This window comes from Variovorax sp. FW305-3-2-15-B-LB1, assembly GCF_058787635.1.
Genome location: NZ_JBYSZY010000011.1, coordinates 86,851 through 107,395 on the forward strand (window position 1 = coordinate 86,851; position 20,545 = coordinate 107,395).

The 20,545-nt window shown below is 66.9% G+C and carries 16 protein-coding genes; 7 read left to right on the forward strand and 9 right to left on the reverse strand.

Translation table 11 applies throughout. The annotated features are described in order from the left end of the window. Positions 1 to 47: 47 nt before the first annotated feature. From tssC to AC3WQR_RS09715, 3 genes are all read right to left on the reverse strand, one after another. Positions 48 to 1,538, reverse strand: coding sequence for a type VI secretion system contractile sheath large subunit (gene tssC, locus AC3WQR_RS09705; RefSeq protein ID WP_062474765.1), 1,491 nt, complete (start codon positions 1,536 to 1,538; stop codon positions 48 to 50). A gap of 2 nt (positions 1,539 to 1,540) precedes the next feature. Further along, positions 1,541 to 2,056: a type VI secretion system contractile sheath small subunit gene (gene tssB / locus AC3WQR_RS09710; protein WP_070062960.1), complete on the reverse strand. Its 516-nt coding sequence runs from the start codon at positions 2,054 to 2,056 to the stop codon at positions 1,541 to 1,543. A gap of 120 nt (positions 2,057 to 2,176) precedes the next feature. After that, positions 2,177 to 2,845 (reverse strand): tetratricopeptide repeat protein, encoded by a 669-nt coding sequence (locus AC3WQR_RS09715; RefSeq protein WP_157755218.1) that lies wholly within the window; start codon positions 2,843 to 2,845, stop codon positions 2,177 to 2,179. 216 nt (positions 2,846 to 3,061) lie between these two features. Here AC3WQR_RS09715 and tssJ point away from each other — a divergent pair, with 216 nt between their 5' ends. The 4 genes from tssJ to tssA all read left to right on the forward strand — a co-directional run bounded on the left by tssJ (position 3,062) and on the right by tssA (position 7,079). Next, positions 3,062 to 3,682 (forward strand): type VI secretion system lipoprotein TssJ, encoded by a 621-nt coding sequence (tssJ, locus tag AC3WQR_RS09720; RefSeq protein WP_101494023.1) that lies wholly within the window; start codon positions 3,062 to 3,064, stop codon positions 3,680 to 3,682. Positions 3,683 to 3,761: 79 nt separating this feature from the next. Further along, positions 3,762 to 5,108 carry a type VI secretion system baseplate subunit TssK gene (gene tssK / locus AC3WQR_RS09725; RefSeq protein ID WP_062481129.1) on the forward strand — a complete coding sequence of 449 codons (1,347 nt, stop codon included), beginning with the start codon at positions 3,762 to 3,764 and terminating at the stop codon, positions 5,106 to 5,108. Positions 5,109 to 5,124: 16 nt separating this feature from the next. Further along, the gene (gene icmH / locus AC3WQR_RS09730) at positions 5,125 to 5,922 is read left to right on the forward strand and encodes a type IVB secretion system protein IcmH/DotU (protein ID WP_062481127.1); all 798 of its coding nucleotides are present in this window, start codon (positions 5,125 to 5,127) and stop codon (positions 5,920 to 5,922) included. Beyond that, on the forward strand, positions 5,919 to 7,079 hold the full coding sequence (gene tssA, locus AC3WQR_RS09735) for a type VI secretion system protein TssA (RefSeq protein WP_492741861.1): 1,161 nt from the start codon (positions 5,919 to 5,921) through the stop codon (positions 7,077 to 7,079). Before icmH ends, tssA begins: the two co-directional genes overlap by 4 nt. Before the next feature lie 57 nt (positions 7,080 to 7,136). On the opposite strand, the gene AC3WQR_RS09740 is transcribed toward tssA, so the two are convergent. From AC3WQR_RS09740 to AC3WQR_RS09765, 6 genes are all read right to left on the reverse strand, one after another. After that, a complete protein-coding gene (locus AC3WQR_RS09740) occupies positions 7,137 to 7,982 on the reverse strand; it encodes an OmpA family protein (RefSeq protein ID WP_492741862.1) in 846 nt (281 codons plus the stop codon). A gap of 7 nt (positions 7,983 to 7,989) precedes the next feature. Further along, on the reverse strand, positions 7,990 to 8,973 hold the full coding sequence (gene tagF, locus AC3WQR_RS09745; protein WP_095950376.1) for a type VI secretion system-associated protein TagF: 984 nt from the start codon (positions 8,971 to 8,973) through the stop codon (positions 7,990 to 7,992). Further along, entirely contained in the window at positions 8,970 to 12,836 is a 3,867-nt protein-coding gene (gene tssM, locus AC3WQR_RS09750; protein WP_492741863.1) for a type VI secretion system membrane subunit TssM, read from the reverse strand. Before tssM ends, tagF begins: the two co-directional genes overlap by 4 nt. Before the next feature lie 24 nt (positions 12,837 to 12,860). Then, positions 12,861 to 14,333 carry a hypothetical protein gene (locus tag AC3WQR_RS09755; RefSeq protein WP_492741864.1) on the reverse strand — a complete coding sequence of 491 codons (1,473 nt, stop codon included), beginning with the start codon at positions 14,331 to 14,333 and terminating at the stop codon, positions 12,861 to 12,863. A 108-nt stretch (positions 14,334 to 14,441) separates the two neighbouring features. Then, entirely contained in the window at positions 14,442 to 14,735 is a 294-nt protein-coding gene (locus AC3WQR_RS09760) for a PAAR domain-containing protein (protein WP_062481115.1), read from the reverse strand. Positions 14,736 to 14,795: 60 nt separating this feature from the next. Next, entirely contained in the window at positions 14,796 to 15,638 is an 843-nt protein-coding gene (locus AC3WQR_RS09765; RefSeq protein WP_492741865.1) for a M15 family metallopeptidase, read from the reverse strand. Between the two features lie 159 nt (positions 15,639 to 15,797). Between AC3WQR_RS09765 and AC3WQR_RS09770 the strand changes: the two genes are divergently transcribed. Genes AC3WQR_RS09770 through AC3WQR_RS09780 form a run of 3 tightly spaced genes read left to right on the forward strand, consistent with a single transcriptional unit; the run spans position 15,798 to position 20,543 of the window. Then, positions 15,798 to 16,625 (forward strand): hypothetical protein, encoded by an 828-nt coding sequence (locus AC3WQR_RS09770; RefSeq protein WP_492741866.1) that lies wholly within the window; start codon positions 15,798 to 15,800, stop codon positions 16,623 to 16,625. Between the two features lie 25 nt (positions 16,626 to 16,650). Continuing rightward, positions 16,651 to 19,668: a type VI secretion system Vgr family protein gene (locus tag AC3WQR_RS09775; protein ID WP_492741867.1), complete on the forward strand. Its 3,018-nt coding sequence runs from the start codon at positions 16,651 to 16,653 to the stop codon at positions 19,666 to 19,668. Then, positions 19,665 to 20,543 (forward strand): DUF4123 domain-containing protein, encoded by an 879-nt coding sequence (locus AC3WQR_RS09780; protein ID WP_492741868.1) that lies wholly within the window; start codon positions 19,665 to 19,667, stop codon positions 20,541 to 20,543. Before AC3WQR_RS09775 ends, AC3WQR_RS09780 begins: the two co-directional genes overlap by 4 nt. Positions 20,544 to 20,545 lie beyond the last annotated feature (2 nt).

Genomic DNA, 20,545 nt, shown 5'->3' on the forward strand with positions numbered 1-20,545 from the left:
TAACGTGTTGCAGCACGGCCCCTCGGCCGCGCACCCGATCTGCCTCCTTACTTATTCACTGACTTCGGCAGATCGGCGACCAAGCGCAGTGAAATAGACAGTTCATCCAGCTGGAAGTGCGGGCGCAGGAACGCGACCGCGCGGTACACGCCGGGCCGCCCGGGCACTTCGCCGACCTGGATGGCGGCTTCGCGCAGCGGGAACTGGGCCTTCTGTTCCTGCGTCGCGTTGTCGTCGAGCAGCACGTACTGCGCGATCCAGCGGTTCAGGAACTGTTCGACGTTGTGCGCCGAGGCAAAGCTGCCGATCTTGTCGCGCATCATGGCCTTGAGGTAGTGCGCGATGCGGGACACCGAGAAGATGTACTGCAGCTGCGCCGAGAGCACCGCGTTGGCGTTGGCGCTGTCGGTGTTGTACTTCTTGGCCTTCTGCAGCGACTGCGCGCCGAAGAACGCCGCGTAGTCGGAGTTCTTGCAGTGCACGAGCGGAATGAAGCCCAGGTCGCTGAGCTCTTTTTCGCGCCGGTCGGTGATGGCGATCTCGGTCGGGCACTTCAGGGCGATCTCGCCTTCGTCGGTCTTGAAGGTGTGCGTGGGCAGGTCTTCGACCAGGCCACCACCTTCCACGCCGCGGATGGCCGCGCACCAGCCGAAGTCGTCGAACGCGGCCGTCAGGCGCGTGGCGAAGGCCCAGGCGGCGTTGCACCAGAGGTACTTGGCGTGGTCGGTGCCGTCGACGTCTTCGACGAAGTTGAAACTGTCGACCACCGTGCCTTCGCGCGGGTGGTAGGGCAGGCGCCCGAGGAAGCGCGGCAACGTGAGGCCGACGTAGCGCGAGTCTTCCGAATCGCGGAACGACTTCCACTTGGCGTACTCGACGGTGTCGAACACCTTGGCCATGTCGCGCGGCTTGCCCAGGTCGGCAAAGCTTTCCAGGCCCAGCAGCTCAGGCGAGGCCGCGCCGATGAAGGGCGCGTGCGCGGCAGCGGCCACGTGCGCCATCTGGTCCAGGAAGTACATGTCTTCGGGCTGGCGCGTGACGTCGAAGTCGCCCACCAGCGCACCGAACGGCGCACCGCCGAAGGTGCCGAATTCTTCTTCGTAGACCTTCTTGAACATCGCGCTCTGGTCGAACTCGACGGCGGCCTTGAAGTCGCGGATCAGGTCGCGCTTGGTGGCGTTGATGACCTTGATCTTCAGCATGGTGCCGGTCGGCGTTTCCTTGACTAGGTACTCCAGGCCGCGCCAGGTGCTCTCCAGCTTCTGGAACTCGGGCGCGTGCATCACGGCGCTGAGTTGCGCGGAGATGAGCGCGTCCAGGTCGGCCACGCGCGCGTCGATCATGGCCGACACGTTGTCGGAGACGATCACCGAGCCTTCGAGGACCTGGCTGACGAGTTCGCCGATGAGGTCCTTGGTGCGCGTGTGTTCCACGTCGGACTTGGCGACCTTGCTCTTCTCGACGATCTGGTCGAGCAGGTCGACCGAGGCCTCGGACGAAGCGGCACCGCTCGATGCCGAAAGTGCTTGCGCGGTCATGTTCAGCTTTCGTCCTTCTTGCCGGCGCTCTGTCCCAGGCGCTGGAGTTGCTCGGTGTTGTTCAGCACGTCGGCCAGCAGGTCTTCGAGCTTGCTGTTGCCGGCCATCTTGTTGCGCAGGTCGGCCAGCTTGGTGCGCGCGTCGAGCAGGCGCTTGAGCGGCTCGATCTGCTCGACGACGGCTTCGGGCGAGAAGGCGTCCATCGAGTTGAAGGTGAGGTCGACACCGAAGCTGCCGCCGCGCCCGTCCAGCTTGTTCGGCACCTGGAAGGCGGCACGCGGGGCCACGCCCTTCATGACGTCGTCCATGTTGTCGCGGTCGATGTTGACGAACTTGCGGTCCTTGAGCTTGGGCTGCTCGACCTCGGACTGGCCCGCCAGGTCGGCGATCACGCCGACGACGAAAGGCAATTCCTTTTTCTCGATGGCGTCACCGAGTTCCACGTCGTACGTGAGTTGCACGCGCGGCGGGCGCACTTTTTGGAGACGCTTCTGCACGCTCTGTCTTTTGGTCGCCATAAGCTTCAATACCTTCGCAATAGGACTGAGAAACGAATTAAAAAGTTGTACGACCCATTTCCAGATCGCACGCCCATTCGTTAATACATTGGTTTAAAAACCAATTCAAAAACCGGACAATTACTTGAGCGCGTCAAATGGATTGCCGCCCCCCGCGCGCGGGGCAGGCGCGGCAGGTGCCGGGCGCGGCGCGGCGACCGGGGCGGGCCGTGCGGCGGCGACCGGGGTCGGCGCGGCGGACGATGACGACGAGGGCGCGGGTGCCGGGCTGGGGGCCGCGGCGCGGCGCGTGGGTGCCGGCTTGGCTTCGGGGCCGGCGGGCACCAGGACCGACAGGCCCAGGGTTTCGCGCAGCAGGGCGGCCAGGCGGTAGGCATCGGCGTTGGCGTCGCCGCTCAGGCTGCTGTCCTTGCCCAGGTCCTCGATGGAGCGGGCCGCCAGGCGCAGGCCGCCCACGGCGGTGATGCTCTTGGCCTGCCGGCTGGAGGGGTCGCGGCGCAGCGACTCCTCGGCGGCCGAGATGGCCAGGCTGTAGCGGCCTTCGTTGAAGTAGATCTGCGCGATGCGCGACCACGGCTCACCGCGGGTCGGGTTGTCGGTGGCGAGCTGCTGGTACTGGCGGATGACGGGCGCCTTGTCGCCAGTGGCGGCTGCCGCGGCGGCATCGACCTCGGCCAGGCTCTTGTTGTAGGCCGCGGTGGCCTGGGCAACGGCCGCGTCCGGCGTGGTGGTACAGGCCGACAAAAAGACGGTGCTCGCAATGGCACCGGCAATCATCGTGCGCGACATGATTTTTCGAATCGACACATTCCCCCCTGATCTGACTTTTTAGCAGGCCGCAATCATTCATTAAATTGCGACCGTTGACAATAACAATACACGATACTACAGCCGCGTGGATGGCAAATGACGGGGCGGATTAATGCTAATTTCCTAATCGAAAGTCATTTTCGAAATCGGTTAATCCTATTTGGTCCATCGAAATATTGTTACGGCTCGCTTTTAATGAAAATATTAATTACATCTGGCGCGCTGCTGGCCGCGTTGATGCTCGGCGGGTGCAGCTCGCCGGCGCTCACGATCGCCAACATCGCGCTCGAGGCGAGCGGACTGAAGAAGCCCGAGCTGCCCGAGTCGCAAAAGCCCCCGCGCAAGGTGACGATGTCGATCGCCGCGGGCAAGAACCTCAACGCCGACGGCCGCAACCGCCCGCTGTCCGTGGTGATGCGCATCTACAAGCTGAAGGAAACGACGGGCTTCTACCAGTCGTCCTTCGACGCCTTCGTCACGCCGGGGCGCGACAAGACGCAGCTGGGCGACGACCTCGTCGAGAGCCGCGAGATCACGCTCATTCCCGACCAGCAATACACCTGGACCGAGATGGTTCCGCGCACCGCCAACGCGGTGGCCGTGGTGGTGCTGTTCCACTCGCCCGATGCGCAGCGCTGGCGCTTCGCCTTCAACGCCGCGGACGCCGAAAAAACCGGCATCGTGATGGGCGCGCATGCCTGCGCGCTCACCGTCACGACAGGCGCGGTGGTGGGCCAGCAGAACGCACAAGGCGCGGCCCCCACGGGCGCGCTCAACCTGTTGGGGCCGGTAACTTGCCGGCCCTCGCCCGCCTGATCTGCAGCGACGGCGGGGCCGTTCAAGTCGACACGACGATGCGATACATTCAAAAAAAATTGTGGGGAGTTGATCCGACGTGAGCTATGCAGCCAAGGTCCTCTGGGGAGAGGGCTTGTTTCTACGCCCCCAGCATTTCCAGCGCCAAGACGCGTACCACGAGGCGCGCCTGCGCGCCACGGCGCAGACGCTGCATCCGTACTTCTGGGGCGTGCGCTCCATCAGCTTCGACCTCGATGCGCTGGCCAGCGGCATGCTGCGCGCCTCGCAGCTGTCGCTGGTGTTCCCCGACGGCGAACCGTACGCGGCGCCGCAGGCCGACGCGCTGCCCCCGCCCATCTCGCTGGACACGCTGAGCCCGGGCCAGAACGAGATCACCTTCTACCTCGTGCTGCACCCGGTGAAGGAGCTCGGCAAGAACTACACCGACCCCAACGAAGAAGGCTTTGCCGCGCGCTACACCAGCGACGCGACGCAGTCGCTCGACCTGTACACCAACGCCGTGAGCGCCGAGGTGGTGTTCCTGCGCAAGAGCGTGAAGCTCTTGGCCGACACCGAGCCGCGCGAGCAGTTCGTGTCGATCCCCGTGATCCGCATCCGCCGCACCGCTGCGGGCGGCTTCGAGATCGACCGCAGCTTCGTGCCGCCGTGCACCAGCATCGACGCCTCGCCCACCGTGTTCCAGCAGCTGCGCCGGCTGCTCGACGTGCTGCAGGCCAAGGTCAATTCGCTGTACGGCATTCACCGTGAGCCAAGCAAGAACATCATCGAGTTCCGCTCGGGCGACATCGCCTCGTTCTGGCTGCTGCACACGGCCAACTCGGCGTTCGCCTCGCTCTCGCACCTGTTCCATCACCCGTCGCTGCACCCGGAGCGCCTGTTCCAGGAACTGCTGAGCCTGGCCGGCGCGCTGATGACCTTCGCCAAGACCTACTCGCTGAACGACCTGCCGGTGTACGACCACGAGAAGCCCGGCCCGGCCTTCGCCGAGCTCGACCGCATCGTGCGCGACCTGCTCGACACCGTGATCTCCACGCGCTACTTCGCCATTGCGCTCACCGAGACGCGCAACGCCTTCTACCTGGGGCGCCTGGACTCCGGAAAGATCGACGAGAAGACCGTGTTCTACATGTCGGTCACCGCCAGCATGCCGGCCGCCGAGCTGGCCGAGGTGGTGCCGCAGCGCTTCAAGATCGGCGCGCCCGAAGACGTCGACAAGCTGGTGCTCTCGGCCATGCCGGGCGTGCGCATCGTCTACGCACCGCAGGTGCCGCCGGCCATTCCGATCCGCGCGGGCGCCTGCTACTTCTCCATCGACAGCAAGAGCCAGCTGTACGACCGCATGCTGCAGGCGCAGAGCGTCACCATCTACGCGCCGGCCGGCATCCCCGACATGCAACTCGAACTGATCGCCGTGACCGGCTGATCACCCGCCCGATCGTATGAACACCACCACCCTCAACAAGGCCCCTTCCCTGCTGGGCGCCGACGCGCCGCCCGCCTCGTTCACGCCGGCCGGCGTGGCGCCCGACGCCGACTCCAGCCTGCTCGACCTGCTGTACGACGGCTTCGTGATGCTGTTCCTGCTGAAGAAGAAGCAGCAGCCGGCCACCACCGAGCAGTTCCTCACGGGCATCCGCAACTACCTGGGCGAGTTCGAGCGCAACGCGCGCAAGCTCGACGCCACGGCCGAGCAGATCCACGCGGCCAAGTACGCCTTCTGCGCCACCGTCGACGAGTTCGTGCTCTCGGCGCCCGAGTTCGCCATCCGCTCCGAATGGGAGCGCCGGCCGCTGCAGCTCACGCTGTTCGGCGACCAGCTGGCGGGCGAGAACTTCTTCAACATGCTCGAGGTCGAGCGCGCGCACGGCGCCGCGCGCATCCAGACGCTCGAGGTGTTCTACATGTGCCTGCTGCTGGGCTTCCAGGGCAAGTACGCCATCGACGGCACCGAGAAGCTGGCCTACCTCACGGCGCGCGTGGGCGACGAGATCGCCAACGCGCGCGGCAAGCGCACGCCCTTCGCGCCGCACTGGCCGCTGCCCGACCTGATCTCGCACTCGCTCAAGCGCGAGGCGCCGCAGTGGGTGGTGGCCGCGCTGTTCGCGCTCATCGGGCTGCTGGGCTTCATCGGCCTGTCGGCGCACCTGGGCAGCACCACGCAGGGCGCGCTCGCGAGCTACCAGGACATCGTGAAGCTCGGCCCGCGCCAGGCCAACCTGACGATCTCGCTGCCATGACCACGGCCGCGACGAACCGCCTCGACCTCGCGGCCCTGCTGGCCCCGATCTCGGAGGCCAAGCCCTGCGGCGAGGACATGCTGTTCTCGCGCGAGTTCGACGCCATCCAGGAAGCGCGCAAGCACGACGATCCCTCGCTCGAACAGGGCGAATGGGTCATCGAGCTGAAGGAGGCCAACTGGCCTTTCGTAATTTCGGAGTGCGAGAAGCTGCTGCGCGCGTCCACCAAGGATTTGCGACTGGGCGTGTGGCTCACCGACGCGCTGGCCAGCCAGCGCGGCTTCGAGGGACTGGCCGACGGCTACCGCCTGCTCAGCGGCCTGTGCCGCCAGTACTGGGACGAGCTGCATCCGCAGCCCGAGGGCGGCGACATCGAGATGCGCATCGGCACCGTCACCTGGCTGATCTCGCGCTCGGTCGAGCTGCTGCAGCGCGCGCCCATCGTGAGCGACGGCCACACCGGCCACAGCGCGCTGGTCTGGGAGACCGCGCTGGCGCTCGACCAGGCCATCCGCCGCACGCCGGCGCAGGCCGACGAGCTGCAGCGCAACAAGGTGACGCTCGAGCAGTTCGACCGCCTGCGCCGCGCCACGCCCGCGAAGTTTTTGCAGAAGACGCACCGCGACGTGCAGGCCTGCGAGCAGGCGCTGGCCGAGTTCGAGGCCGTGTTCGACGAACGCACCGCTTCCAACGGCCCGAGCTTTCGCGCCGCGAAGGACGCGGCCGCGGCCATCCGCCAGGCCGTCGAGCGTTTTGCGCGCGAGGCCGGCGTGCCGATCGACAACGGCGCGGCGCCGCAAGCCACCGCCGCTGCACCGGCCGCCAGCGCACCGGCTGCCCCGACCCGCATCGAACCCGTCTTCGACGCCGCCATGCCCCATTCATCTCCCACCTACCACGCGGCGGTGCATGTGCCCGCCGCGCTGCCGCCCGGCATCCGCAGCCGCGCGCAGGCCATCGCGCAGCTCAAGGAAGTGGCGGCCTATTTCGAGCAGACCGAGCCTTCGAGCCCGGCCGCCTACATGGCGAACAAGGCCGCGCGCTGGGCCGACATGCCGCTGCATGCGTGGCTGCGCAACGTGATCAAGAACGAGCAGGAGCTGGCCCAGTTGGTGGACCTGCTCGACCTGCCCAAGGGCGACGACGAGTCGCGCTGACTTCGCGCCTTCGCGCTGAGTGAAAGAAGAAAGGCCCGCGTTGCGGGCCTTTCTTCTTTAGCGTCCGACCCGGAACTCGATGCGCCGGTTGCGCGAACGCCCCTCGTCGGTCGCGTTGCTCGCCACCGGCTGGTCCGGGCCCACGCCCGAGGTCGTGAGCGTCATCGGGTCGATGCCCTTGCCCACCAGGTAGCCCTTGACCGACTCGGCGCGCGACTGGCTCAGCGCCAGGTTCGACGCGCGGTTGCCGGCGTTGTCGGTGTGGCCCACCACCGCCACCGACTTGTTGGTGAGCTTCTGCAGGATCGGCGCCATCTCGTCGAGGATGGCGCGGCCCTTGCCCGTGAGCGTGGCGCTGCCCAGTTCGAACTCGATGGTGCGGTTGGCCAGCGCCTGGTCGACCGCGATCTGCTCCGACGCGGGCACGCGCAGGCTGTTCTTGATGGTGTAGGTCGGGTTGAGCGAGTTCGCCATGTCGCTCACGATCTTCTGGCGCAGCGACTCGTTGCCGACCTCGCCGCTGAGCGCCATCTGCGTGCCCTCGATCTGGAGCTGGCCGCGGTGGATGTCCTTGAGCGAGGGCGTGATCAGCCGCTGCACGTTGGCGCTCCAGTTGGCCGGCATGCTGACGGTGTTCACCACCTCGATCTTGTCGATCACGCCGCTGGGGCCGTAGACGCGGCGCAGCGCCTCGATGACGGCGATGCGCGTGGCTTCATCGGGCACCTGCCCGCCGGCCACGACCGGCTCGCCCTTGCCGACGGCCGCGGCCGTGGTTTCGACACGGGCGGCGGCGGCGCCCGCCGCCGGTTGTTGCTGCTGTGGTTGCTGGGCCTGCACGGCCGGCACGAGCGCGAGCCCGCAGGCCATGGACAGCACGAGAACGCGCAAAGAACAATTCATGACCGTGTCATTCCCCGATGAAGACTTCGCGAAAGGCGGTGAGCACGATGTCCAGCGGCAGCTGCGGCTGGTCGAGGTAGCTCACCAGCTTGAACATCGCGTAGTTGCTGTGGATGGTGTCCTCGACCCACTCCGGGTTGTCGATGTCGATGTTGTGCTCGGTGTAGACCTGCGGATGCAGCACGCTTTGCAGGCTGCGCGGCGACAGGCCGTTGAAGCCGATCACCAGCCGCGAACGGCCGTCGATCTCGGTGACCAGCAGCACCAGCTCGAAGTCGGCCTTGGCCAGGAACTGCGACACCATCTCGAGCCAGAAGGTGGCGATCAGCGAGCGGTCGACCGGGTCGCGCGGCAGCGGCAGCGTGAGCCCCTTTTCCAGGTGCGACACCGCGCTGGCCATCACCGGCTGCAGCAGCAGGCCCAGCGCCAGGATGGCGCGGCGCAGCGACACCTTGTGGCCGTCGAAGTTGAGCATCTGCTCGATGCGCAGCAGGCTGGTGTCGCGCGTGAATGCCGCATAGGTGGCGCGCGAGGCCGACTTCTTGAAGCCGGTCTCGATGGCCGGGTCGATGGCCTCGAACTTCTTCAGCTCGTTGTCCAGGTCGGTGCCGGCCGCCAGCGACTGCACCTGCACCGCCATGCGGTCCCAGTAGGGGCCGATGAGCATCGGCGCGCCGCGCATGAAGTCGAGCGCCTCGTCCACGTCCACCGAGGTGGCCGCCAGGAACGGGTAGCGGCGCGACGACTCGTCGCGGCTGGGGCGCACGTGCCCCGCAATGGCCACGCGGCTGCGTGAGCCCAGGCACACGAAGTGCATCGGCGCGGCGTTGTCGTAGATCAGCTTCCAGCGCGGGTCTTCCGACAGCATCTCCATGGTCTGCGACAGCCAGTGGTCGAACACCTTGATGAGCTGCGGGTTGTACAGGCCCTTCACGAAGTCGCCGCGACCGGGCAACTTGCCGAAGTAGCACAGCTGTTGTGGCGCGCTCATTTGCCTGCTCCCCCTGCCTGCACCGGCGCCTGGGCCGGTGCCTGAACCGCTGCGGGTGCTGCTGCGCGCGGCACACCGATCTCCGCGACCGTCGACGGCAGCACCGTGCCGCGCAGGCCCTTGCCCTGCGGCGAATCGCCGCCCGAACCGGCCGACTGCGTGTTCTGGATCACGCGCAGCTTGACGGTCACGCTCGCGTTGTCGCGCGCCCATGTGAGCTCGAAGCTGCCGTCGGGCAACTTGGTGCGCTGCGCCGTGCTCAGCAGGCGCTCCAGGCCGAAGTTGCCCGGCTCGTTGATCAGCTCGACCGTGCGCCCGTCGAAGGTCACGGCGGTGATCTTCGCGCCCGGCGTGCCCTGTGCGTTGGGCCAGACGAAGTTGGACCACTGCGGCGGCGTGTTGCGGTAGCGCAGCTGCTGGCCGTCGATCTCGACCATGTATTCCGTCAGGCCCGACACGGGCTGCGGCAGGATCTGGAACAGCGTCTGCGGCTGCGCACTGCCCCCGGCCCCGGCCGCGGCACCGCCCGACAGCGGCGCCACCCACTGCGCGAAGCCGTTCACGAAGTCGGGGCTCAGCGTGAGGCCCTGGTCGCCCCAGGCGCGCGGCGACAGCAGGTCGCCGCGGCGGATCACCAGCGAGCCCAGCGTGGTCGTCACGAACTTGCCGATGGCGCCTTCAGGTCCGAAGAACTGCGCGATTTCCGCCGGCGAGGCCTCGATCTTCGCGCTCGCCGAGAACGGGTACTTGGTGGCCAGCGACTGCTGGAAGGGCTGGTGCACCTGCGCGCTCCAGATCTTGTTGACCTCCACCGCGGTCGGCTGCACCGTCACCGCGTAGGCCTGCAGCAGCGGGCGCACCAGCAGCGGACGCAGCGCCTGGCGCTGTGCGGCGTCCATGCCGGTGAGCATCTGCTCGTCGACGTACTTGAGCGCATCGGCCAGCTCGGAGCCGTTGCCCTCCAGCGTCTGCTGCATGAGCTGGCGCGCGCCCGGACCGGGGTCGCCCTGGTTCTTGATCTGGTTGAAGCGCCCGCGCAACTTGGACAGTGTGCCCAGGTAGCCGCGCAGCAGCGAGGTGTTGTCGCGCTCGACCACCAGGCGCGCCACGCCCGCGAACTCGCGCCCGATCGGGCCCATCGGGATTTCCGTGGCGCCGCCGTTGAGGTCGACGTTCACGTTCACCTGCGACGGCGTGGCGCGGCTGAAGAGGCGCTTGAACCAGTTGAAGGCCCCGGTGCGCGCCTGCTGCAGGCCGGCGTTGACCAGCGAGGGGTTGTCCCACGAGGTCTGGTCGTACACGGTGTCGAAGACCTTGCGGATCGGCGAGTTCTGCGGGTCGCCCAGCTGGTTCATCGCCACCACGGCCTGCTCGAAGCTGCCCATGTCCTTCACCGCGATGCCCTGCAGGAAGCGCTGCCACTCCTTGGCGTACTCCAGCTTGTACATGGTGGCCAGCGTCTTGCGGATCTGCTCCGGGCTGCCTTCGAGCGTCAGGTCGTCGTTGCCGGCGACGTTGAGCACCCAGTCCTTGCTGGAGGTTTCCTTGTTCGCGGCGTCGCGGATCGCGTCGTCCACGTACTGCTGCCAGGCCTCGCGCGTGAACGCGCCCGAGATGGCGACGCTGCCGGCGAGGGTGCCTTCGGCTTCGGCGCTGCTGGCCGTGGCCCCGAGGATGCGCGCCACGGTCATCGGCGCGAAGCGCGTGGAGGCGCGCGCCTTGATCTCGGCGTACACGCGTTCGCGCGCCGGCATGCCGCGCACCACGCGGCGCAGGTTGTCGCGCGTCTGCTCGACCAGCGCCAGGTTGGTGTCGGCCAGCGCGGGCCAGTTGTCGTCGCCCACGCGGCGCAGGTAGAAAGTGATCATGCGCTCAGCGTCACGGATGACCGCCGCGCGCGGCATGTCGCCGCGGTTGCTCTCGAGCCAGCCGCGCCAGAAGCGCGAGATCTGGTCGGTGAGGTGCGCCGTTTCCACCTGCCGCTTGTCGGACAGCATGAGGTAGGTCTTGAGCGCGTTGTAGGCGTCCTGCACGTCGGCCGGCGAGGAGCCGGCGTACAGGCCGCCGCCTTCCGGCACTGCGGCGGGTGCCGTGGTGGTCGCGGCACCGGCGACCGGCAGCGGCGCGGGCGATGTACCGCCCGTCAGTGCGGCCACCGCGTCGGCGCGCTTCAGGCGGTCGGGGTGCGCGTTGACCTCGCGCAGGAAGGCCTGCAGGTTGTCCGACACCGGCGCGAGCATCAGCTGCTTCACGCCGCCGTAGTACTCGGCCACCAGCTTGTCTTCGAGCTGGTTGCCCTGGTACAGGCCCAGCGACAGCGACAGCGGCCGGTCGTTGCGGAATTTCTCGAGCTGCTCGATGCGGTCCTGCAGGATGCCCAGCGCCTCGAAGCGCGTGCGCAGGCCGTTGTCGCTGGCCTGCAGCTTGACCACCTTGTCCAGGTCGGCCTGCACGTTCTCCACCAGCTGGCGGTTGCCCAGGTACGACCAGGTCCAGCCGCCCAGCAGCAGGCCCAGCACGGCGACGAAGGCGAAGAAGCTCACGTAGCGCACGCGCGCCTTCACGGGGCTGGAGAACTGCCGCACCGTCTTCTTGTCGGCAAAGATCACCTTGGAGAACAGGTCGCGCAGGAAGAACCCGTTCTGCGAATAGATTTCCTTCGACTTGGTGGCCGCGTTGCTCAGCGTGAGCCCGAAGCGCTTGGCAATGCGCTCGGTCGACAGGCTGCGCATCGTGCCCTCTTGCAAGGCGCTGGTGAAGTAGAAGCCGCGGAACACCGGCTTGTGCTGGAACGGGTTGCTCTCGAACAGCGTGGCCAGGAAGGCGCGCAGCGCGGGCTTGATGGCCGCGAACTCGAGCGGAAAGATCAAGAGCTCGGGCGACGGATCGCTGCTGCGGTGGTTCGCGAAGTGCGAGACGCTGATTTCCTTCAGGCCCATGTAGAGCTCGTCGAAGCGCTTGTCGAACAGCGCCACGGCGTCCTGCTTCTCGTCGCCGTCGTAGGGCAGCGAGGCGCCCCACACACGGTCGCGCTCCATCTTGTCGCTGTCGCCGAAGAATTCTGCAAAGCCGGTGATCAGGTCGGCCTTGGTGAACATCACGTAGACCGGCGCGAACACTTCGAGCCGCTCGGTGAGTTCCTGCATGCGCTGGCGCAGGTTCTTCGCGAGCTGGATCGCGAAGTCGGGCCGGCTGCCGATCAGCTCGGGAATGCTGGCCGTGATGATGATGCCGTTGATGGGCGCCTTCGGCCGGTACTTCTTGAGCAGGTCGAGGAAGCCGAACCACTCCTTGCGGTCTTCCTGGTGAATCGAGTAACGCCCCGCCGTGTCGAGCACGATGCCTTCGGTGGTGAAGAACCAGTCGCAGTTGCGCGTGCCGCCGATGCCCTGGATCACCGCGTTGCCCTTGTCGGCGAACGGGAACTGCAGGCCCGAGTTCAGGATGGCGCTGCTCTTGCCCGCGGCCGGGTTGCCGATGACCATGTACCAGGGCAGCTCGTACAGCGCCTCGCTGCCCGACATCTGACCGATCTTCGAGGTCTTGATGGTCTTCACCGCCTCGACCATGCGCCCGCGCAGTTCGTCGATCTCGGCCTTGCGCTCGGGGTCGCTGTCACGCACGGCGGCATCGGCCTGGTCCTCGAGCATGTCGCCGAGCTTGCGGTTGGCCGCGCGCGTGCGCATGCGCCGCACGAACCACACCAGCAGCCACAACAGCAGCAGCAGCACGAAGATGCCGACGGCCCAGATCGCGCCGACTTCGAGCGTCTGCGCCCCGAGCAGCAGGAACGCGCCGAGCGCGATGGCGCCGATCACCGACAAGGTGCGCGGATCGGCCAGGAAACTGAAAAATCGCCGCATAGAAGTTTCTGGAATCGGTCCTGTTTAAGTAGCGGGTGACGCGGGGCTCGCCGGGCCGGCCAGGAGGGCCGTTCGGGCGAGCGCGTCCTGCACGGAAATGGCGAGCACATGCCGTGCATCGCGCGCGGCCAGGTGGCACGCGAGCACGACGGCGCTCATGTCGGCCGCGGCCCCCAGGTGACCCAGGGTGGCGCAGACAGAGAGGTTGTTTTCGAAGGGCACGTGCGGCAGCCGCTCCTGCACGAGCTTGGCCACTTCGGTGACGCGGCTGGTGCGGTGGTCGGCGTCGCTCACGACCCAGTCGACCTGGGCGGTCTCGAGAGCCGACGTAGCCATCAGATGTTGGGCAAAGCGATCGAGCAAGCTCGCATCGGGCGTGCGCGCGGTGTCGGCCGAGGCCTCGCGCTGGCCGCTTGCGCTGCGCGACAGGCGCACGGCGTCGGGCGGCGCCAGCAGCGCATCGCCGGCACGCACGAGCAGCAGGCCCGCGGCGGCTTCGCCGGGCACGCGGCCCTTGCGGCGCGTGGTGGTGTACAGCAGGCCGTCGGCCTCCCAGCGCGCGATGCTGGCTTCGGACACCGAGGAGTCGGCCGCCAGCGCGATCCACAGCGCAGGCCGCTGCTCGCGATGCAGCGACAGGCTGATGCGGTCGAGCAGCGCCATGGCCGACACGCCGTCTTCGCTCTTGAAGCAGTCGACGAGCCAGCGCTGCGACGCATCGCCCTCGCGCACGCGCTGCTGCACCCACTGCGTGGCGAGCACGCGTTCGCTCTCGCTCCAGGCACCCGGCAACAGCAGCGAGAGGTTCAGCTGCGGCGCCGCCGCCGGCCCCGGGATGACGCCGCCGCTGGACACGAAGCGCCCGGGCGCGCGCACCGCGAGCGCATCACCCGCGTTGGCGATGGCCTCGGCCGCGGACGCCAGCAGCTCCTGCAGCACGTCGGACATCAGGTGGATGGCGCGCAGCCGGTCGTCAGGCAGCGCATCGATATCGAAAGCTTCACTGCCGGGTTGCAGGCTTTCGCGCAGGTGCTCGCGCAGCTCGTTCTCGTCGATGCCATCGACGCGGCCCGCGATGACGGGGAAGCCTTCGCCGTCACGCAGTTCGGGAACGATCTCTGGCGTCTGCGCCTGGCCGATCGCGGTGGCCACCGTGTCGGCATCGCTGCCGCGCGGCGTGCGAAGGGCGAAGGCGAGCACGGCCATCTGCAGACGCTCCTGCGAAGCCTCGGTTGCTACGGCATTCGATGAGGCCGCGGCGCCTGCGGCCGCTGTTGGCCCAGCTGCGGGCAACGCAGCAGCGGGTGCAGCCGTGAAGATGCGGCGCAGCACCACATAGAAGAGCATCAACGCCAGCGGCAACACCACGAGGTAGAGCGCGATGTCGCTCGTGCTCGGCATGCGCGCCGTGTACTGCCAGTAGACGATCACGAGCACCCACACCGTGATGAACACGGCGCAGGCCAAAAGAACGGGCTTGATCAGTCGCGACAGCATCCGGAGTTTTCGAACGCCTGGGTCACGCGAGGGCGATGGCGATGGCAGCGGCCCACGCGGTCGCGTGACCGCATGCCATGCCTGCAGCCGAAGAAGGAGACACCGCCGTCATTCGGACGCGGAAGCGATCTGGCTGGACAACAGCCTGCAACCGCAGGCCGCCCGGTCGCCGTGGCGCGCCACGCGCCGGCCATCGATCGACACGCAGTCGCTGCCCGTCACGATGGGGTTGATGCCATGGCCGGGCCGCGGGCACGACACCATGTCGCCGATGCGCGCCACGCGCCGTTCATCGATGTGCGTGTTTTCGGATGCGGTGATCACGAAGCCACCGTGGTCGGTCTTGTCATGCAGAACGATCCACGGGCGGTCGTTGTCCGCCTCGGGTTGATCCTCACCCATTTGAACTCTCCCCCTTGATTGCCTCGTGGTGTGCCGGTGCGACAGATGTCGTCTCGGCATTCAGTTGCGTGACAATTTAAATCCCGGCTTGCGGTACTCCACGTGACCGTAATCCCTGAAGGACCATCGACCACCCCACACCAAGCCCACGGACTCGGCCGCTTCGCCATAGAGGCGATAGCCTTCCATGGCCCATGGATCTTTTTCAGAGATCACCAGCTTGCCATTGCGATAGAACGCGTTGTCTGCCGCAAGTCCATACTGATGATAGCTTTGATTGGCCTTCGCCATGGTCACTGTATTGCCCAATGCAGCGAGTTTGGCTTGTCGTTCGGGGCTGCGATAACCCTCGAGCAATGCGAGGTCGTAGCCGTGCTTTTCTTTCATGATCTTGTAGACGAGCAGCAAACGATTACGAAAGTCCGCATCCAGAACAGCCCAGTCCCGACTGCCTTCTCTCGTGAGCGGACGAATCTGCTCCACCTCCGCGGTGGCAAACACCTCGGGCGGCAACGGCTGCGGCGGCACCAGCTGCTCGCCCTTGAGCAAGGCCTCGATCTTCGGGTCGCTTGTGGCGGCCCAGTCGTCGAAGAACAGAACCCGGCCACTTCCGAAAGTCACACTTAACAACACCGGCACGATAAGCAGACCCATGCCCGACAGCAGCAGGTAGCGATGCCTTACGGCAAAAGTACGCACTCCTGATCCGCTGTCGCGCATCAACTGAAAACTTGCTTCGGACACAAAGCCGAGACGGCGTCCTATTCCAATAAAAAAGAATGCAATAGCAGTAGAAATGGAGACCGTCGCTCGCAACACACGGTCACGAAAAGAAGGGAACAAGAAGATGGCAAGTGCTGCCACCATCAAGGCAAAATAACAAAAGAGAGTGAAGAAGATCAACGGTGTTCAATGAGAGCCACTCAATTGTATGAGTCGCTTAAAAATTTGAACCCATCGCACGCAACGCCTTGTTGCATCCCAATTGCGATATCGCGTTGATCACGCACATAAAGCCGAGGGGAGAAATCACATGCCCGCAGCCAGCCGGACCACCCATCCATGATGGGCGCGTCAGACGCCCACAAGGACCGCCCGAGCCTGCTCGGTTCGAGCGCACCCGCCGCGGCCACATCGACCGCCGCACCCGGAGGCGAATCCACGCGGGTGCTCGCACAGTTCGGTGGCCGCGAGAGCGGCGCGCGCTCCTTCTTCGCACGGCCCGGCGTGTGGGCTTCGCTCGCGGTGTTGCTCGGCGTGGCGGGTGCCACGACCTACCACCTGCAATCGAAGCGCGCGGATGCGGCAGCGACGACCGTGGCGGCAGTAACGCCTGCGCCGGTTGCAGCGCCTGTCGCCAAGGAACCACCGAAGCCCGAGACGCCCGTCGCCGCCGCGGCACCGGAGCCCACGCCCGCACGCATCATCGAAGGCGACAGCACGCCGCCGCCGGCACCCCAGCAGCAACAGCAACAACAGGCCTCCACGCCGTTCGCAGCCATCGGTGCGCAGCCCATGGCCGTGCCGCCGGCCGCGAAGCCTGCGCGCGTTGCAGCGGCAGCATCCCCCGCGAAGAAAGCAGGCGCCGACAGCAAGGCCAGCGCCGTTGCCGCAAAGAAACCAGAGCGCATCGCCTCGGGCTCGAAGAAGCCCGTGCGCACGGCCGCGAACGGCAAGCCGGTCAAGACCGCTGCCAACACCAGCAAGGCAACGAAGCCCGCCGCGCGCACCGACCTCGCGCAGACGGCGGCACGGCCGAAGGGGCCCGATCCCGACACCGACCTGCTGACCGCGCTGCTCAAGCGCAGCAAGACCTCCGACCCCGCACCGTCGGCGCAGGCCACTGCCGCAACGGCGGACTGCAAGCCGGGCGCACCTTGCAAGCCTTGAGCATCCGAACCTGAGCGAATTCCCGATGCCATCCGCTGACCGCAGCGCCCTGTGGGCCGAGCTGAGCCAGACGGCGCGGCTGTATCGCCTCGAAGCGCCGAGTGCGTCGTCGTCCTCCAACAGTGCCGCCCGCGAGAGCATCGACGCCCTGCGCGTGGAGGGCTGGGTGCAACGCGAGGCGGTGTCGCAGCTGTTCGAGCTGCGCATCGTGTGCCTGAGCCTGCGCGCGGACCTGGCGCTTTCATCGCTGATCGACCAGCCGCTGACGCTGGTCACTGTGCTGGCCGACGGCTCCATGGGCCGACGCACCGGCCTGATCCGCGCCGTCGAGTCACTCGGCGCCGACGGCGGCCTGGCGCGCTACCGCCTCACGCTCGTGCCCTGGCTCTGGCTGGCCACCCAGCAGGGGCGCAGCCAGGTCTTCCAGCAGCGCAGCGTCGCGGACATCATCGAACGCGTGCTCGCCCCGTACGCCGAGGCCGGCAGCTGGGACTTCTCCTCCGAAGTGAACGGTTTCCTCGCCGACGCCCCCGTTCGCACCTACTGCACCCAGTACCGCGAGAGCGACTACGACTTCTTCTCGCGCCTGCTGGCCGAAGAAGGCCTGGCGTGGCGCATCGAGGAAGACGCCCAGGCCCCGACGGGCCACAAGCTCATCATCTTCTCGTCGAACGACACCCAGCCCGCCGATGCAGGCTCGCCCGTTCGCTTTCACCGCAAGAGCTCCCAGGAACGCAGCGACGCCGTGCAGGCGCTGGTGCGGCGCATGCGCCAGTCGGTGGCCCAGGTGCACCTGAGCGCCTGGAACGTCGACGGCAAGCGCCAGCTCACAGGCAGCGCCCCGGCGCTCTTTCCCGTGGGCGGCAAGAACGCCCCGCGGCTGGAGTACGACGACGTGCTCGGCCTGAACGACCGCAGCCGCGGCTGGGACACCAACCGCACCGTCGAGCGCTACGCCGCATTGATGATGGAAGCGGCCGAATGCCGCGCCGACCTGATGCTGGGCCACAGCACCGTGCGCACCTTGCGCGCGGGCACGCGCCTCGAGATCGACGACGCGCCCGCACTGGGCTTGCAGGCCAGGCCTGCCCTGCTGCTGGACACCATCGAGCACGTGGGCATCAACAACCTGCCCAAGGACACGGCCGCATCGATTGCGGCGCAGCTGGGTGCGCTGACGGAACACCTGGTGTTCGACCAGCCCTGCGCTCCCGTGACGGCCGAGGCCGATGTGTTCGGGCTGGTGTCTGCAGCAGTGGCAACAAGCAACGCTAACAACCTCTACCCGCAGCCCCAGAGCCTGACCACCGCCCAGGCCCAGGGCTATGCCAACAGCTTCTCCGGTGTGCACGCCCCACGCCCCTGGCGCCCGGCCCTGGCCGCGGCCGACGGTGCCCGCCTGCACGCCAGGCCCACGGCCAGCGGCGTGCACAGTGCCATCGTGGTCGGGCCCTCGGGCGAGACCTCGCCCAACGGCGCCGACGAGCTGTACTGCAACGACCGCGGCGACGTGCGCGTGCGCTTCCACTGGCAGAACGGATCGAGCGAGAACGGCAACAGCAACAACAACGGAGACAACGCCCAGGACAACCGCAGCACCCGCTGGATCCGCGTGGCCCAACGCCAGGCCGGCCCCGGCATGGGCTGGCAGTGGCTGCCGCGCATCGGACAGGAAGTGCTGGTCAAGTTCGTCGACCTCGATGTGGACCAACCCGTCATCGTCGGCGCGCTGTACAACGGCCGCGGCGACGGCGGCATCGCCCCCACACCCGGTGGCGCATCGCGCGCCGGTGAGAACAGCGAACAGGGCAGCAACGACAACAACGACGTCTTCGCCCAGGCCAGCAACGCCTCGCCCAGCGCCCAGGCCAACCTCGCGGCGGGCCACGCCCCGCCCTGGCACGGCGCCAGCGCCGACGACAAAGGCCACCGCAATGCAGCGGCCCTGAGCGGCTTCAAGACCAAGGAGTTCGGTGGTGAGGGCTTCAGTCAATTGGTGTTCGACGATTCGAACCAGCAGCTGCGCGTGCAGCTGCACGCCAGCACCGCCCACAGCCAGCTGAACCTGGGCCACCTCATCCACCAGGCCGACAACTTCCGCGGCAGCTTCCGAGGCCAGGGGCTGGAGCTGCGCACCGACGGCTACGCCGCCCTGCGCGGCGGCAAGGGCGTCTTGCTGAGCACGTACCACGGCGCAGGCGGCCAGAAGCTCGAACCTGTGGGCGACTTCGCCGCCGGCATGGCGCTGCTCAAGCAGGTGCAGCAGCTGGGTCAGGCTCTGAGCGATGCGGCCAGGACCCACGAGACCGTGCAGCTGGCCGGGCACATCGGGGCCGGCAAGGCCAACGAATCCCAGCTCGACAAGGAACGCGCGCCGTACGCCGCGATGGAGCGCACCGCCAGCGGCATGGTCGCTGCCGATGCGCTCGATGCCGCCTACACCGATGCAGCAGACAAGGCCATCGCCACCGGCGAGGGCAAGGTGCCCCACACCAGCGATGCAGTGATCGCACTGGCCGCGCGCGGCGGGCTGGCGATGGTGGCGGGCCAGCAGCTGCAGGTCGTCAGCGGCGAGACCGCCACGCTGGCCAGCGGCGGCGACATCAACCTGGCGCTGGCCGACGTGCTGCGCGTGCACAGCGGCCAGGCCATCGGCGTGCTGGCCGGGGCGCAGAAGGCCGATGCAGACACAGGCCTGTCGGTCATCGCGGGCAACGACGACCTGGACTTCCAGGCGCAGCACGACGAGTTGCGCGTGCAGGCCAAGGAGGCCCTGAAGATCGCGAGCACCGACCAGACGGTGGAGTTCGCGGCCAAGAAGAAAATCCGCATCGCGACGGCGCAGGGCGCATCGATCACGCTGCAGGACGGGGACATCACTTTCGAGTGCCCGGGGAAGATCACTTATCACTCGGTGCAGCGGAAGTTGGCAGGGCCGGTGCAGGGGACCTTTCCACTGCCGCAGTTCCCGAGCAGCGTGTGTGTGCCTTGTTTGCTGAAAGCATTGAAATCCGGCAGCGCCTTGGCGGCGGTACGCGTATGAAGGATGCTGTCTTTGCACAGAACCCAACCGACATCGCAGCCTTCAATGCCCAGCTGAACGCCTGCATGCACGGCAGCGACGATGCCGTGCAATGGGCCATGCTCATCGACGATGCATTCGACCACGGCAAGCGTCGGTTCCCTGACATCCCTGGGCAGGTCAATCTCTATCAAGCCGCTGCCTTGGAGGGCCTTGTAACGGTGGCCCCTCGCCTCGTTCCGTTGCAACGCGACGAGGACGGGCAGCGCATGCTGCGACGTGCACTGCAGCATTGCAGCGGGCGCCCCATGTTGAGCGTACTCGCCTGTCGATCGTCCTTGCAGCAACTGCACATGGCGTGGGACCCCTTGCACTGGGTTCAGACCGAAGACGGGCAGGCGCTCCTGCTGCGTTTTGCCGATACGCGCGTCCTGCCAGTTCTGCCTCGCGTGCTTCACCCGGGTCAGTGGGCACTTCTGGTCGGGCCTTTGGAGCAATGGGTTCATGTGAGCCGTGACGGCTTGCCAGCACTGTGTGAGGCGAGTTCGGTCACCGCGGGCCCTGAGCGCCAGATTGCGTTGACGAACGATCAGATCGGAGCCCTCATTGCCGCAGCTGAACCCGATGCGATGCAGGACTACATGTTCGAACATCTGCCTGATGTCATGCCCGATGGCACCACGCCGTTGCAGTGCTATCGCTGGGCCGCTGACACCCATCGGCTGGCGACCGACCACGGCATCGACGCATGGGCCGACCGGATTGCACTCCTTTGCGCGCATGCACTGACTCAAGGGGACGTGCAAGGCAATCCTGCACTGGAGCGTTTGCTGGCAGCGCGGGATTGGCCACAGGGCCAGTTGGGGCAGGCGTTGCTCGCCAATGAATTGGTTTGAAG